The organism is Slackia exigua ATCC 700122, assembly GCF_000162875.1.
Classification (GTDB): domain Bacteria; phylum Actinomycetota; class Coriobacteriia; order Coriobacteriales; family Eggerthellaceae; genus Slackia; species Slackia exigua.
This window is the reverse complement of sequence record NZ_GG700631.1, coordinates 552901-567096: the sequence shown is the minus strand read 5'-3', so window position 1 is coordinate 567096 and position 14196 is coordinate 552901. Positions and strand designations below refer to the sequence as shown.

Below are 14196 nucleotides of genomic sequence, written 5' to 3'. Positions count from 1 at the left end.
GCGATGGCGAAGCGGGTTGCGCACGGTGCGGCGATGCCTCGGGCTCGCGCGTGCAGCGCGACCCTGCGGCGCGTTCGGCGGCGATCTGCATCCGGACGCCCCGGATGCTCCCGATTATACACAGGTCATGAACGCTCCCGTTTCCGATGCGCCGATGCCCGGCGAAGGGCGGACGACGAGTGCGGGCGCGCGAGAATAATTTCCAAGAACCGCTTGACGCTTTAGAATAATTGCATACAATTGAATCGTTTCAAATTCAAATATCGCTCGGCGCATATGAAAGAAGGAGCCACGATGAGCTGCTACGATTACACGGTCACCGCCCAAGACGGATCAGAGGTCTCTCTGAAGGATTACGAGGGCAAGGTCCTGCTCATCGTGAACACGGCCACGGGCTGCGGCTTCACCCCTCAGTACGAAGATCTCGAGGCCCTCTATGCGAAGTATCGCGACAAAGGGTTCGAAATACTCGATTTCCCCTGCAACCAGTTCGCCAACCAGGCGCCCGAATCCGACGACGAGATCCATCGGTTCTGCACGATGAAATTCGGCACCGAATTCCCGCAGTTCAAGAAAACCGAGGTCAATGGCGAGAACGCCAATCCGCTCTTTGTCGCCCTCGCCGCCGAGAAGCCGTTCGAGGGATTCAACGGCCTGAAGGCGGTCGTGATGAACAGGGTCTCCAAGTCGGTCGACAAGGAATTCGGCGACAAGGCCTACATCAAGTGGAATTTCACGAAGTTCCTGATCAACCGCAAAGGAGAGGTTATCGCCCGCTTCGAGCCCACCGCCAAGATGGACGACGTCGCATCCGCCGTCGCCGCGATTCTCTAACCCGTTTTCCGCATCCCGGCGCCGGGACCATATGCGAAGCGGATCCGAACGGCCTCGGCCGGGAAGGCTCGCCTTCCGCGTATGTGGGCACCTACGAGAAAGGCCCGTCATGACCTGCGATTCCAAAACCGATCGTCGTTTCGACCCCCTGCTTTTGAGCAATCAGCTGTGCTTTCCCCTGTACGCCGCCTCGAAGGAGGTCGTGCGTCGCTACACGCCCATGCTCAAGGACCTCGACCTGACGTATACCCAGTACATCGCCATGATGGTGATGTGGGAAGAGGAAACGATCACGGTGAAGGAGCTCGGCGAGCGGCTCTTCCTCGATTCGGGCACGTTGACGCCGCTGCTCAAGAAGATGGAGGCCAAGGGCCTGATAGAGCGCGAACGTTCCGATAAGGATGAGCGCAAGGTGGTCGTGACCATCACGCAGGAAGGCCGGGATCTGCGCGCCACGGCCATGAACGTGCCTCCCGAGATGGGCCGATGCGTCGGTTTGGATACCGAAGACGCCGTTCAGCTGCACAAACTGCTCGAGAAGGTCATCGAAAACGTGCGTGCATCCGAGTAGGCTGTACGGCATCGTATAATCAAGGGCGATTCTCATCAGCCGCGGACGAGGCGGTTTCGGGGAATTCCCGGCACCGCGCGGCCGCATGTCGAAGGAGCGCGCCATGGCGGAAATGCGCAGCGGTTACGTCGATTATCGGGGCTTCAAGACGTACTACGAGATCTACGGCGAATGCCGGTCGGGGAAGAAGCCTCTGCTCATCCTCCACGGAGGTCCGGGCGATACGCATCTCTATCTGCTGAACTACCGCGACATGGCCGACCTCTACGGCCGTCAGATCATCTTCTACGACCAGATCGGGTGCGGCAAGTCGAACATCCCGCACCAGGACGACGACTTCTACGGCTACGATCTGTGGATCGACGAGTTCTATACGATGCGCGATGCGCTCGGGCTCGACGATTTCCACCTGTTCGGCAATTCCTGGGGCGGCATGCTCGCGATGATGTGCGCCTGCAAGGACGATGCAGGAATTCGCTCCATGGTCATCAATGGATCGCCGGTCAATATCGCAACCTGGCTTTCCGAAGCGAATCGCCTGATCGAATACATGCCGAAGGACATGCAGGAAGCCATTGCCGAAGCCGAGCGCACGGGCGATTACGACACGCCTGCCGCGAAGGCCGCGTACATGGAATACTACCGACGCCATGTCGTCGGCGTCGAACCCTGGCCCGATTACGTCCAAGAAGCATTCAGCGAAGAGAACGTCGGCGAATGCTACATGGTCATGCAGGGCGCGAGCGAATTCGTCGTCACCGGCAAGATGCGCGATTTCGATATCCGCGAGGACGTCAAGAACATCAAGGTGCCGACCATGATGCTGTCTGGCACCAACGACGAGGCGTCGCCGTTGGTCGTCAAGGAAGGCTACGACCTCATTCCGAACTGCGAATGGACGCTCATCCAGGGTGCGGCGCATGTCGGCAATGCGACGCACGGCAAGGAATACATGGCCGCCGTCGAGGAGTTCATCAGCCGTCACGAATAAGGCGCATAAGGCGCGCCTTTCGGCTCTAATCCAAGTCGGAGCGCTTGGTCTCGTAGCGAGGCTCGCAGCAGACGTTGATGCCGAGCGAGCGGTAGAGGCGCTCGTCCTCGTCGGTGATGATGGACGAGAAGTACGCGTCGCACCCGCGCAGGCCCTCCGCCGCTTCGATGCAGGTGGCGGCCAGGGGATTGGTGAGCGAGCTCACCGAAAGCGCGATGAGGGTCTCGTTCGGGTGCAGATGCGGGTTCTTGTGGCCGAGGCGCTCGGTGCGCAGGTAGCAGATGGGCTTGAGTGCGTCGTTGCTGATCACGTAGATGTCATCGGCGATGTCCGCCTGCGCTTTCAGGGCATTGAGCAGCACCGACGACGGCGCGTTGAGCAGCGCGGAGGTCTTGCCGGTCACGACGCGCCCGTCGGGCAGCTCGATGGCGCCCGCCTGTCCGCTGCTCGTCTCCGCCTTGAGCAGGGCGGCGCTGTGGGCGGGGGAGAGGTTCGTGTCGATGCCGGCCTTGCGCATGAGGAAGTCGAGCTTCGCGGTCTCCTCTTCGCCCGATCCGGTGCGGCGCATGGCCGCCGCGGCCTTGAAGTAGCGGCGCACGATCTCCTTCTCAGAGGCGGAGCGCACGGCATCGTCGTCGATGATGGCCGAAGCGATCGTGTTCACGCCCATGTCGGTGGGCGATTTGTACGGGCAGGTGCCCATGATCTTCTCCATGACGGCCTTGAGCACGGGGAAGACCTCGATGTCGCGATTGTAGTTGACCGCCGAGACCCCGTAGGATTCCAGATGGAAGGGGTCGATCGCGTTGACGTCGCCCAGATCGACCGTCGCAGCCTCATAGGCGATGTTCACGGGATGGTCGAGCGAGAGGTTCCAGACGGGGAAGGTCTCGAACTTGGCGTATCCCGCCTTCACGCCGCGGCGATACTCGTGGTAGAGCTGGGAGAGGCAGGTCGCCATCTTGCCGCTGCCGGGACCGGGGGCGGTGACGACGACCAGCGGGCGCTGGGTCTCGATGTAGTCGTTCGTGCCGTATCCCTCGTCGCTCACGATATGGTCGATGGCGTGCGGGTAGCCGGCGATGGGTCCGTGCACGTAGCACTTGATGCCGAGCGTCGAAAGGCGTGCGCGGAACGCGGCGGCGTTCGGCTGGCCGGTATAGCGCGTGATGCAGACGCTGCCCACGAAAAAGCCCATGTCGCGGAAGATGTCCACGAGACGGAGCAGGTCTTCGTCGTAGGTGATGCCCAGATCGCCGCGCACCTTGTCGCGCTCGATGTCGTTCGCATTGATGGCGAGGATGATCTCCACGTCGTCGACGAGCGCCTTGAGCATGCGCAGCTTGCTGTCGGGCTCGAAGCCGGGCAGCACGCGTGAGGCATGGTAGTCGTCGAAAAGCTTGCCGCCGAATTCAAGATAGAGCTTGCCGCCGAATTCCCCGATGCGTTCGCGGATGCGCTTCGCTTGGATATCGATATAGCGGTCGTTGTCGAATCCGATCTGCATGGCGTGCGTTCCCCTTTCCGGGCGCCATCCGGCGCCGAGGCTTCTTCCCGAGGGGCGGCGGCCCCGAAGGCTTTTCGGTCGCGTCTCGCGGTGCGGCCCGGCGCCGGGGGCGCGAGCGCGACATGCCGATTATAGAGGGGCGGGGCTGCCCGGTCGAACGAATCGTCGGAATGCCGAAAGATTTCGCCTGATGTGCGGGACGGCAGGGGGCGCCGACGTGCAGATAGGAAATTCACCAGGCATTATGCGTATGTCGACGTTATGTGGCGCATGGGGCGCGCCCGCCGCGGGCCGGCCGTGGCCGTCAGGCGCGTATGCTATATTCGGCACAGGACGAGAACGTTCGGCAGAAGGGCTGATGCGCGATGAAATGTCCCGAATGCGGGGTCGAGGCGGAAGAGGGGGCTCGAGGCTGCTACAACTGCGGCCATACGTTCGAGCGTCCCGCCCATGCGCGGCAGACCATGCTCTCGCGCATGCTTCCTGCCGACCATCGCCGCCGCCGCGCGGTTCTCATCGCGGCCTCCGCGGTCGTGCTGATGCTGGCCGTGGCGTTCATGGTGCTGGGGGCTCGCCACGATGCGGGCGAGGGCGATCCCGGTCCGTCCGGCACGGACTCGGCGCTCTCGGGGTTGCCGGCGCCGGCGGATTCCATGTCCAAGCCCGATTCTGCAGAGGAAGGCGGGCTGTCGTCGCCTGACGCGGCGGGCAAACCGCGGAAGACGGACGACGCATCGGCCGGCGTATCCCGCGGCGATGCCGCATCTGCGCCGTCTCCCGAGGATCCTGCTGCCGACGTGAACGCATCGGGGCACGTCACGCTTTCCGCCGTCGCCCGCATGACGGGAACGGATTTCGCTGCGCTGCTCGATGCGCAGGGGTATGCGTACGACGATGCGCTTGCGGGGTGGGCGCGCAGCGACGGCGCGAATTTCGGCCTCGTCGTGCCGGCGAACGATCATGGCCGCGGCTTCTCGCCCGCGCCGAAGGGCGCTCTCGCCTCCGGCGTCCCGATGACCGGCTTGAATGCCGCATTCGTGCTGACGAGCCCCGGATACGGGACGGCATCGGATGCGCTTCGGGGGCTGTGTCCGCTCGCGATCGTCGATTCCATCCGTCCCGACGATGATTCCGTCGTCGCCGTCGCAGAGGCGAGCTCGGGTAAGAAATTCCTGGTCACATGCAGGATATCCGATGGAACGGCCTATTGCATGGCGGCCACCGACGAAGGCATCGGAAGCGGGCTGTTCGCACGCGTGCTCGGATGCGATCTCGGGTCTTCGGTCGAAGACGCCTGGCAGGCCGTGAGCGGCCATCCGCTCGGGGGATCGGCCTCGTGACGGCGCCGGTGCGGTGTCGTGCGGGTTGAGGGAAAGGCCCGGACGGCGACCGATCGGCGGCCTTCCGGCGGTTTCGGCCCGGCAGTTCCGGCTTCTTTGCCGGTTCCTGGATGTCCGAATGGTTCGAATAGTTCGATAAGGAGAAAGAGCAATGGCATACGTACCGGTGGCGCAAGAGACGCCATGGCAGCAGTCCGACAAGGTCGACCTGGCTCGTTGCGCCGTGGTCGTGGTGGATATCCTCGGTGGGTGCGAAGGGCCGACGCCCGGCACGGAAGCGGCGGCGGCGAATGCTGTGCGCATCGTGAAGGCGGCGCGCGCGAAGGGCGTTTCCGTTATCTTCTCCGACGATGCGCATGATTCCCGCTTCGATGCGGAACTCGAGCTCTGGGGCGACCACGGTGTCGCAGGCAGCGAATCCGCCCAGCCGCTCGCGGATTTCGACCTGCAGCCGTCCGACATCATCGTGCCCAAGCGCCGCTACGACGGATTCTTCCAGACCGATCTCGATCTGACGCTGCGCGAGCTCGGCGTGGACACGCTCATCGTGTTCGGCATGGATACCAACATCTGCGTGCAGCACACGCTTGCAGGCGCGTATTTCCGCACGTACAAGACGATCGTCGCGGGGGATGCCTGCGCGACGTTCCTCATCGGCACGCAGGAGGCGGGGCTCGAGTACTTCACGCGCTGCTATGACAGCCGTGTGGTCTCGACGGAAACGGTGCTCGGCTACCTGGCCTGACGGTTCTTGCGGCCGATGCGCACACGCGTCTCCCGATGCCTCGTCGCACGATCGCGCGCCGCGCCGTCGCCGGCGGCAGCGCGGCGTCGGGCAGGCGTCGGCGGCGCGGAATCTTGCGCGCGTGGTATGGTGCAGGGCGTCAAGGGAAGCGCCGACGCATCATCACTGTCGGCGCGATGCGAGAAAGGAGCCGGCTCATGCCGAATGCCGCTATTTCATTCGAACTGATCGATCGCGCGAAAGAGGCGTTTCCCGCCGACCGTGCGAATATCGTCGCCAAGAACGCCGTCACGAGCAAAGGCATCCGCGCGGCCGCGCGCGTGCCCGAGGCCGTCGCCCGAAACACCACGACCTTCGACATCGAGGTCAAGCAGGGCGATCGCACCGACCAGCAGCGCTCGGGCCGATGCTGGATGTTCGCATCGCTCAACACGATGCGTGCGCGCGTCATCGGGAAATACGGCCTGAAGACCTTCGAATTCTCGCAGGCCTACCCGCTGTTCTGGGACAAGCTCGAGAAGAGCAACTGGTTCCTGGAAAACATCATCGATACCGCCGACGAGCCGCGCGACGGCCGCCTGGTGGCCTTCCTGCTGACCGATCCTGTCGGCGACGGCGGGCAATGGGATATGTTCCGTGCGCTCGTCAAGAAGTACGGCGCGGTGCCCAAAGAAGCCATGCCCGAGACCGCCTGCTCGAAAAACACGCATGAGATGGATGCGTATCTGACGCGCTATCTGAGGAAATGCGCTTCGGTTCTGCGTCGCGCCCACGACGGAGGCGCGGATACGGATGCCCTGCGCGCCCAAAAGGAAGAGATGCTCGCGCATATCCAGGACATGCTGACCATCTGCCTGGGCGAGCCTCCCGCGCGTTTCAGCGTCCGTCTGCGCGACAAAGACGACAAGCTCGTGCTCGCCGGATCGTTCACGCCCCAGGAATTCTTCGCCGAGACCGTCGAGATGAACCTCGACGACTACATCTCGGTCATTTCCGCGCCGACGGCGGACAAGCCCTACGGGCGCACCTATACGGTCGATCGTTTGGGCAACGTGGTCGAGGCGGGCGGCGTCCGCTACGTCAATCTGGAGCCCGCCGCGCTGAAGGAAGCCGCCATCAAACAGCTCAAGGACGGGCTTCCGGTGTGGTTCGGATGCGACGTCGACCAGTCGTTCCTGCAGGCCGACGGTATCATGGACCTGACGTCCGTGGATGCGGACAGCCTGTTCGGCTTCGACGTGGATGCCGGCTTCTCTAAGGCCGACCGCCTGGACTTCGGAGAGTCGGTCATGACGCACGCGATGACGATCGAGGGCGTGAACCTGGACGCCGACGGCACGCCGTCGCTGTGGAAGGTCGAGAACAGCTGGGGCAAGGACCACGGCAAGGACGGCTTCGACACATTGGCCGACAGCTGGTTCGACGAATACGTCTACCAGGTGGTCGTCGACAAGAAGTACCTGTCCGACGAGGCCCGGACGGCCTATGAGTCGACCGAACCCATCGTGCTCGCGCCTTGGGATCCGCTGGGCGCGCTGGCGTAAAGCGTGGAGCTAGCTGGGTGCAAAGCCTGAAATCGGCATAACATGCTTAGGGAAGAGATGAGGGGCGGCGGTTCTTGCGAGCCGCCGCCCCTTGCCATGCCTGACCGGTCCATAGGCTGCCATCGCGGCGCACGCGCCGCAACACCTTGGGGCACCGCCTGTTCAAGCACGGTTTTCCAGAAGCCTCGCCAGCCCGTCGATGAGCGCATCGACATTCTCGCGCGTGCAGGTCAGGGGCGGAAGGAAGCGCAGCGTATGCGAATCGGTGCAGTTCAGTACGAGTCCCGGCTCGCCCTTGAGCGCCGCGAGCGCGAGCTTCGGGGCATCGATCGCGCCGTCGAATTCGACGGCATTCATGAGCCCCATGCCGCGCACCTCGTTGACGTGGGGAAGCGTTTCCAGCCGCTCACGCAGATAGGCACCGACCTTTTCGGCGTTCTCGCCCACGTTCTGCGTCCGGATGTAGTCGAGCGTCGCGTTCGCCGCGGCCACGGCCAGGCAGCTTCCGCCGAAGGTCGTTCCGTGGTCGCCCGGGGCGAAGGTGAGCCCCAGATCGCCGCGTGCAGCGACGGCTCCCATGGGCATGCCGCCTCCGATCCCCTTCGCCATGGTGATGACGTCGGGGATCACGCCGAAATTCTGGAACGCGAACGGTAGGCCCGTGCGATAGATGCCGCATTGCACCTCGTCGCAGATCATGAGCGCGCTTGAAGTCTTCGTGAGCGCACGGACCTCCTGCATGAATGCGGCCGTGCAGGGGTGTACGCCCGATTCTCCCTGGATGGGCTCGAGAATGACGGCGCAGATATCGCCTTCATGCGCGGCGAAAAGCTTTCGCAGCGCGCCGACGTCGTTGAGGGGCGTGTCGATGAATCCTACGGGCAACGGCTGGAAAGCTTCCTGCTTGGCGGGCTGCGCCGTGGCCGCGAGGGTCGCGAGCGTGCGTCCGTGGAAGCCGTTGCCGAGCGTGACCACGAGCGGGCCGAGTCCGACCCTCTTCGCATGCAGGCGCGCCAGCTTGATCGCGCATTCGTTGGACTCGGCTCCTGAATTGGAGAAGAAGACGCGCCAATTCCCGGCGGAGGCGCTTTCTGATGACGCTCTGGACTCGGTCATGGAGAATTCGGGCGCGTCATTCATGGAAGCATCGCCTATGGACTTGCAGCCTGCGTTCGCCATGTCGGAAAGCGTGCGCGCGAGCTGTCCGCGCCCTTCGATGTAGTAGTAGTTGCTCACGTGCATGAGCGTGCGCGCCTGGTCGGCTATCGCATCGGCCAGCACGGGATTGCAGTGTCCGATGCTTATGACGCCGATGCCGCCGACGAAGTCCAGGTATGTCTTTCCCTCGTCGTCGGTCAGCGTCATGCCCGATCCGCCGACGAACTCGACCGGCTTGCGGGCGAATGTCGGCATGAGGTAGACGGATTCGAGGGATTGCTGCTCAGAGAGGCTCATGAGAGGCTCCTATTCCTTGGGAAGGTTTTCGATCAGGCGCGTCGCGATGCCGGCGAGCGCGTGGCGCTTCAGTTTCGCGTCGTCCGCGTTGTCCGATCGGGCGATCATCGTGCCGATGCCTTGGTCGGTCAACAGTTCGAGCAGAAGCGCATGGGGGATGGTGCCGTTGATGATATGCGCGCGCGGGATTCCTTCCCCAAGCGCGTGCGTGCAGGCTCGGATCTTCGGGATCATGCCGCTCGCGAGTTTCCCGGAATCGATGAGGCCCTCGACATCTTCCTGCGTCATGCTTGCGATCAAGGAACCCGGATCGGGATAGTTTTCATAGAGGCCGTCCACGTCGGTGAGGAAGATGATCTTATGGGCGTGGATGGCCGCGGCTATCTCTCCAGCTGCAACGTCGGCGTTGATGTTGAACACGCCCTCGTCATGCGGATCGGCCGCCGCAGCGAGACTCGCGATGATGGGAATGTAGTTTCCCTCGATCAGGTCCTCGACATGGCGCGTATCGACCTCGACGATGTGTCCCACGCGGCCGAGTTCGGGCGATATGGGTACGGCTTTCAGCGTTCCGGCATCGTTTCCGCACATGCCGACGGCGATGTTGCCATGCAGATTGAGCTCGTTGACGAGCTGGGAATTCACCTGGCCTTTCAGTACCATCTGCACGATATCCATCGTGGCGTCGTCGGTCACGCGCAGACCGCCTTCGAAGACGGATTCTATGCCGAGAGCGGCGAGCATCCGGTTGATGGCCTTGCCGCCTCCATGCACGATGACCGGATTGACCCCGATGAGCTTCAGCAGCAGGATATCGGTCATGACGCTGGTCATGAGCTCGGCATTCTCCATCGCGGCGCCGCCGTACTTGATGACGATGGTCTTGCCGGTGGCGCTCTTGATCCACGGCAGGCCCTGGATCAGCGTGTGCGCTCGTTCTTCGCCGCCTGCGCGATCGATATCCTTAGCGTATTGCATGGTGCCCCCTTGGATCCGTTAGCTGCGGTACGAACCGTTGATCGTGATGTATTCGTGGCTTAAATCGCAGGTCCAAATCGTGGCCTCTCCATTGCCGAGCGCCAGGTCGACGGAAATGAGGATCTCGTCGTCTTCGAAGAGCCCGAGCATGCGTTCCTCGTCGAAGGGGGCTGGAAGCCCCCGATCGAACACGCGGATGCCTAGGAAGTCGATTGAAATACGCGTTTGGTCCATATGCGCGCCGCTGCGCCCGATCGCGGCGGCGACGCGGCCCCAGTTGGCGTCATGTCCGAAGATAGCCGTCTTGACTAGCTCGGAATTCGCGACGGTACGCGCGGCGGCTTCGGCCTGCCCGTCGTTTTCAGCGCCCTTCACGTGTATGGTGACGAGCTTCGTGGCTCCTTCGCCGTCGGCCGCCATCGCGCGCGCGAGGGTGGTGCAGACGAGCTTGATCGCTGCGGCGGCCTCGGCGTAGGCCTGGCTGCCCGGCTCGATCCATCCCGCGCCGGTTCCTTCGACGGCCGCACCGTTCGCGAGCAGCAGGCAGGTGTCGTTGGTGGAGGAATCCCCGTCGACGGTCACGCGGTTGAACGACGTATCGACCGCCGGATGCAGCGCCTGCCGGCAGGCCGTCTGGCCCAGCGGCGCATCGGTCGCGATCACGGCGATCATCGTGGCCATGTTCGGCATGATCATGCCCGACCCTTTCGCCATGCCGCCGACGGTGAACGTCGTGCCGGCGAAGGAGGGGTCTTTGGATTGCCAGCTCACGGCGAATTCCTTCGGATGCGTATCCGTGGTCATGATCGCGCAGGCCGCATCGTGGCCTCCGTCGGGGGATGCTTTACGTCCGGCCTCGTCGACGGCATCGCTCAGCTTGTCCATGCGCAGCTGCTGCCCGATGACTCCGGTCGAGGCGATGAGCACCTCTTCGGGAAGGCAGCCGATGGCCTCGGCGCCCATGCGGGCCATCTCCTCGGCGTTGCCGAGCCCGACGGTGCCGGTCGCGGCGTTGGCGCGACCTGAATTGACGATCACGCCGCGGGCGCTTCCCGCCGCTGCATGCGCGCGGCAGACGGCGACGGGTGCTGCGAAGAATTCGTTGCGCGTGAACATGCCGGCGCAGCGCGCGACCGTTTCGCTCCTGATGAGCGCCAGGTCGAGCCGTTCGGGTTCGTTTTCGCGGAAGCCTCCGGCGACGCCGGCCGCGCTAAATCCCCGCGCGCTCGTCACGCCGCCGCGCGCGAGCGGCTCGAACGCGACGCCCTCTGCTTCGACCTGCGTCTCAAGCATCAGATCGGAGATATCGTAGAAGTCCGTGGTGAAACTCATAGCGCCCTTGCCAATCCGAGCAGTCCTTCGCTCTCGTCGAAGCCGAATACGATGTTGGCGACTTGAACCGCCTGGCCGGCGGCGCCTTTGCCGAGGTTGTCGATGGCGCAGACCGCCGTCGCCCAGCCGTCCTTCCGATCGGGGAACAGCCCGATCCGGGCATCGTTGGTGCCCATGACCGAGGAGCTTCTCGGCGACGCGCCTTCCTTCAGCACGCGGACGAACGGGCTTGAGGCGTAGGCGTCTTCGTAGGCTCGTCGGAATCGCGCCGGGTCGGCATGGGAGCCGAGGCGCAGGTGCACGGTCGCGATCATGCCGCGCGATACAGGAACGAGATGCGGTGTGAACATGACCTGCGGCGTTTTCGGCGCGGACGCCGAAAGGCCCGGCGCGTCCACGCGGGAAGGCGGGCATCCCGGACGGTCGTCGCCCGGATCGCGAGGCAGCGCCAGGGAAAGCTCCATCTCCATCTCGGGCTCGTGACGGTGGCGCGGCAGCCCGTAAGCCTCCATGCTTTCGTTCGCCGTGCAGAAGCTCGTGCGCGCGGTCGGTTTCCTGCCGGCGCCCGACACGCCCGACAGGCAGTCGGCGATCACGGGGAAGGCGAGATCGATGAGCCCTGCGCGCAAGGCGGGGGCGGCCGCAAGCGCGACGGCGGTGGGGAAGCAACCTGCGCACCCGACGATGACGGGAAATCCCGCGATACGGCGGTCGTGCATCTCATCAAGCGCATCGCGGTTGAGTTCCGGCTGGCCGAACGCCGCCTGTGCGAGCAGATCGGGACAGGCGTGCGCGGTTCGATAGGCGGCTTCGTAGGTTTCAAGCGGCAGGCGGAAGTCCGCAGACAGGTCGATCACGGCGACGCCCGCTTCGACGAGGCGGCGCGCATGCTTCATGCCCGCGGTATGGGGGACGGCGAGGAAGGCCGCATCGCATTCGAGGGCCGCAGGGTCATCGTGCGGAGAGAAGGTGTCGGGCACGATGCCTTCAAGCGCGGGGTAGACGTCGGCGACAGGCATGCCTGCGTCGGCGTCTGATGTAACGACGCGCAGGTCGAACGAGGGATGTCGATCGAGAAGCCTTATGAGTTCCGCTCCTGCGTATCCGGCTCCGCCTATGATCGCTGCCGTAGCCATGGCCCTTCTTCCTTCTTTTCAGCGTCGCATCGACGAGAGGCGGTCGGCCTCAAGCCGGGAGTTCTTTCCCCGCGAAAGACCATCGCCTGTCGGTTCTGCGACCACGCCGCTCGAACGTCTCTTCCAGGGATGCCTTCCATGCACATGGATCATATCATTTTTTGATCAAGTGCATAAAAGTTTTATGTTTAAATAATAATAAAAATGAATAAAAATGTAATAATATTCAGTAATAATGCATATATACACACAAATTCGGTATGAATCGAACGGGGAACGGCATATTCGATCGGTTTTTTCAAGGAAGGCGTTCGTCCGGAAGCCGAGAAGAGCTTCGTTTCTTTCGCCGCCCATCGATCTTCAAGGCTCATGGATTTCATGTGGGAAAGCATCGCGGCCCGATGCGATTCACGGCGCTTTTCATTGACGCTCGCGCAGCGAATTCATACAATGCTGAAGTTCGCTTTCAAAAGCCCCGTACACGCTGCGTACAGGACGCGATGCGAGAAGGAGTCCAGGCCTTCGACCATCGGCATCGGGGTGGGACCCGGGCGGTTCGGACGCGGCACTTTTGATTATGAACGCACCTATTGGAGGACATAGTGAAGACGTATTACGCAAAGCCGCAAGAGGTTGAGCGCGAGTGGGTCCTTATCGATGCGACCGACCAGGTTCTTGGCCGCGTCGCCACCAAGGCTGCCACCATCCTCAAGGGCAAGAACAAGCCGCAGTACACGCCTCATGTCGACACCGGTGACTTCGTCATCATCATCAACGCCGACAAGATCCGCGTCACCGGCACCAAGGTCACCAGCAAGGAATACTATCGCCATTCCGGCCATCCGGGCGGACTGAAGAAGGAAACCTTCCAGGAGGCTATGGAAAAGCATCCTGAGCGCGTCATCGAGCACGCGGTCAAGGGCATGCTCCCGAAGAACACGCTTGGTCGTGCCATGGGCATGAAGCTGAAGGTGTACGCCGGTGCCGAGCATCCGCATGCTGCTCAGAAGCCCCGCGAGATCAAGATTGAGGAGAACTAATCATGGCAGGTGAAGCAATGTATTACGGCACCGGCCGTCGCAAGAACGCCGTCGCACGCGTTCGTCTGGTTCCCGGTACCGGCAAGATCACGGTTAACGGCCGCGACGCCGCCATGTACTTCGGCCGCGAAGCCCTCGTCAGCTTCGCGTCGACCCCCTTCAAGGTGACCGACACCGTGGGTCATTTCGATGTCATCGCCCGCTGCAACGGCGGCGGGATCTCCGGCCAGGCCGGCGCTCTGCGCCACGGCATCAGCCGCGCCCTCCTGAATGCCGGCGATTATCGTGCCGAGCTCAAGAAGGCCGGTTTCCTCACGCGCGACCCCCGTATGGTCGAGCGCAAGAAGTACGGCCTGAAGAAAGCCCGCAAGCGCCCGCAGTTCAGCAAGCGCTAACGCGCATCGATCGCTGCCCTTGCAGTATCGAGAGCCCTCCTTCGGGAGGGCTCTTTTCGTATGCGGGAGAGAAAAGCACAGGCAAGAACGATACGGGCTCCGGCTCAAGCTCGAGCCCCGCTTTTTTCGCAGCAACCTTGCCGGAGAAACCGGCGTTCAGCCTCGATGGCGTTGATCTCGGCGATTCGCCCGCCGTCGATTCGGCTTCCATGCCAGTCGCGTGCGTATCGGCTCAGTGACGAAGTCACCGACAGCGTTCCCTTTCCAGGCGCACAGTTGGATGCGTCGGAAATACCGCGCCACGCGTCGAACCGCGCTGGATGCGCAG

General features: G+C 63.1%; 13 protein-coding genes. 8 read left to right on the top strand and 5 right to left on the bottom strand.

Annotation, left to right across the window (positions count from 1 at the left end; translation table 11 throughout):
* Positions 1–294: 294 nt before the first annotated feature.
* The 3 genes from HMPREF0762_RS08540 to HMPREF0762_RS08530 all read left to right on the top strand — a co-directional run bounded on the left by HMPREF0762_RS08540 (position 295) and on the right by HMPREF0762_RS08530 (position 2396).
* Positions 295–834 carry a glutathione peroxidase gene (locus HMPREF0762_RS08540; protein ID WP_040619493.1) on the top strand — a complete coding sequence of 180 codons (540 nt, stop codon included), beginning with the start codon at positions 295–297 and terminating at the stop codon, positions 832–834.
* A 109-nt stretch (positions 835–943) separates the two neighbouring features.
* Positions 944–1405, top strand: a complete 462-nt coding sequence (locus tag HMPREF0762_RS08535; protein WP_006363273.1) for a MarR family winged helix-turn-helix transcriptional regulator — start codon at positions 944–946, stop codon at positions 1403–1405.
* 103 nt (positions 1406–1508) lie between these two features.
* On the top strand, positions 1509–2396 hold the full coding sequence (locus HMPREF0762_RS08530; RefSeq protein WP_040619491.1) for a proline iminopeptidase-family hydrolase: 888 nt from the start codon (positions 1509–1511) through the stop codon (positions 2394–2396).
* A 25-nt stretch (positions 2397–2421) separates the two neighbouring features.
* On the opposite strand, the gene HMPREF0762_RS08525 is transcribed toward HMPREF0762_RS08530, so the two are convergent.
* Complete coding sequence (locus tag HMPREF0762_RS08525; protein WP_006363271.1) at positions 2422–3903, bottom strand: DUF1846 domain-containing protein; 1482 nt, start codon at positions 3901–3903, stop codon at positions 2422–2424.
* A 365-nt stretch (positions 3904–4268) separates the two neighbouring features.
* On the opposite strand from HMPREF0762_RS08525, the gene HMPREF0762_RS08520 reads away from it, so the two are divergent.
* From HMPREF0762_RS08520 to HMPREF0762_RS08510, 3 genes are all read left to right on the top strand, one after another.
* A complete protein-coding gene (locus HMPREF0762_RS08520; RefSeq protein WP_006363269.1) occupies positions 4269–5243 on the top strand; it encodes a zinc ribbon domain-containing protein in 975 nt (324 codons plus the stop codon).
* A 151-nt stretch (positions 5244–5394) separates the two neighbouring features.
* Positions 5395–5988: a cysteine hydrolase family protein gene (locus HMPREF0762_RS08515; protein ID WP_006363268.1), complete on the top strand. Its 594-nt coding sequence runs from the start codon at positions 5395–5397 to the stop codon at positions 5986–5988.
* A 197-nt stretch (positions 5989–6185) separates the two neighbouring features.
* Positions 6186–7532, top strand: a complete 1347-nt coding sequence (locus HMPREF0762_RS08510) for a C1 family peptidase (RefSeq protein ID WP_169305438.1) — start codon at positions 6186–6188, stop codon at positions 7530–7532.
* A gap of 162 nt (positions 7533–7694) precedes the next feature.
* Here HMPREF0762_RS08510 and HMPREF0762_RS08505 read toward each other — a convergent pair whose 3' ends face one another.
* Genes HMPREF0762_RS08505 through HMPREF0762_RS08490 form a run of 4 tightly spaced genes read right to left on the bottom strand, consistent with a single transcriptional unit; the run spans position 7695 to position 12433 of the window.
* A complete protein-coding gene (locus HMPREF0762_RS08505; protein WP_006363266.1) occupies positions 7695–8987 on the bottom strand; it encodes an aspartate aminotransferase family protein in 1293 nt (430 codons plus the stop codon).
* 9 nt (positions 8988–8996) lie between these two features.
* On the bottom strand, positions 8997–9965 hold the full coding sequence (argB, locus tag HMPREF0762_RS08500) for an acetylglutamate kinase (RefSeq protein ID WP_006363265.1): 969 nt from the start codon (positions 9963–9965) through the stop codon (positions 8997–8999).
* 18 nt (positions 9966–9983) lie between these two features.
* Positions 9984–11297 (bottom strand): bifunctional glutamate N-acetyltransferase/amino-acid acetyltransferase ArgJ, encoded by a 1314-nt coding sequence (gene argJ / locus HMPREF0762_RS08495; protein ID WP_006363264.1) that lies wholly within the window; start codon positions 11295–11297, stop codon positions 9984–9986.
* On the bottom strand, positions 11294–12433 hold the full coding sequence (locus tag HMPREF0762_RS08490; RefSeq protein WP_006363263.1) for an N-acetyl-gamma-glutamyl-phosphate reductase: 1140 nt from the start codon (positions 12431–12433) through the stop codon (positions 11294–11296). The genes argJ and HMPREF0762_RS08490 overlap by 4 nt, the downstream gene beginning before the upstream one ends.
* Before the next feature lie 602 nt (positions 12434–13035).
* Between HMPREF0762_RS08490 and rplM the strand changes: the two genes are divergently transcribed.
* Complete coding sequence (gene rplM / locus HMPREF0762_RS08485; RefSeq protein ID WP_039993404.1) at positions 13036–13473, top strand: 50S ribosomal protein L13; 438 nt, start codon at positions 13036–13038, stop codon at positions 13471–13473.
* 2 nt (positions 13474–13475) lie between these two features.
* On the top strand, positions 13476–13868 hold the full coding sequence (gene rpsI, locus HMPREF0762_RS08480) for a 30S ribosomal protein S9 (RefSeq protein ID WP_006363259.1): 393 nt from the start codon (positions 13476–13478) through the stop codon (positions 13866–13868).
* Positions 13869–14196: the final 328 nt, after the last annotated feature.

Coding starts and splice junctions, on each gene's coding strand:
- HMPREF0762_RS08540 (WP_040619493.1), top strand. CDS start 295: ATGAGCTGCTACGATTACACGGTCACCGCCCAAGACGGATCAGAGGTC.
- HMPREF0762_RS08535 (WP_006363273.1), top strand. CDS start 944: ATGACCTGCGATTCCAAAACCGATCGTCGTTTCGACCCCCTGCTTTTG.
- HMPREF0762_RS08530 (WP_040619491.1), top strand. CDS start 1,509: ATGGCGGAAATGCGCAGCGGTTACGTCGATTATCGGGGCTTCAAGACG.
- HMPREF0762_RS08525 (WP_006363271.1), bottom strand. CDS start 3,903: ATGCAGATCGGATTCGACAACGACCGCTATATCGATATCCAAGCGAAG.
- HMPREF0762_RS08520 (WP_006363269.1), top strand. CDS start 4,269: ATGAAATGTCCCGAATGCGGGGTCGAGGCGGAAGAGGGGGCTCGAGGC.
- HMPREF0762_RS08515 (WP_006363268.1), top strand. CDS start 5,395: ATGGCATACGTACCGGTGGCGCAAGAGACGCCATGGCAGCAGTCCGAC.
- HMPREF0762_RS08510 (WP_169305438.1), top strand. CDS start 6,186: ATGCCGAATGCCGCTATTTCATTCGAACTGATCGATCGCGCGAAAGAG.
- HMPREF0762_RS08505 (WP_006363266.1), bottom strand. CDS start 8,987: ATGAGCCTCTCTGAGCAGCAATCCCTCGAATCCGTCTACCTCATGCCG.
- argB (WP_006363265.1), bottom strand. CDS start 9,965: ATGCAATACGCTAAGGATATCGATCGCGCAGGCGGCGAAGAACGAGCG.
- argJ (WP_006363264.1), bottom strand. CDS start 11,297: ATGAGTTTCACCACGGACTTCTACGATATCTCCGATCTGATGCTTGAG.
- HMPREF0762_RS08490 (WP_006363263.1), bottom strand. CDS start 12,433: ATGGCTACGGCAGCGATCATAGGCGGAGCCGGATACGCAGGAGCGGAA.
- rpsI (WP_006363259.1), top strand. CDS start 13,476: ATGGCAGGTGAAGCAATGTATTACGGCACCGGCCGTCGCAAGAACGCC.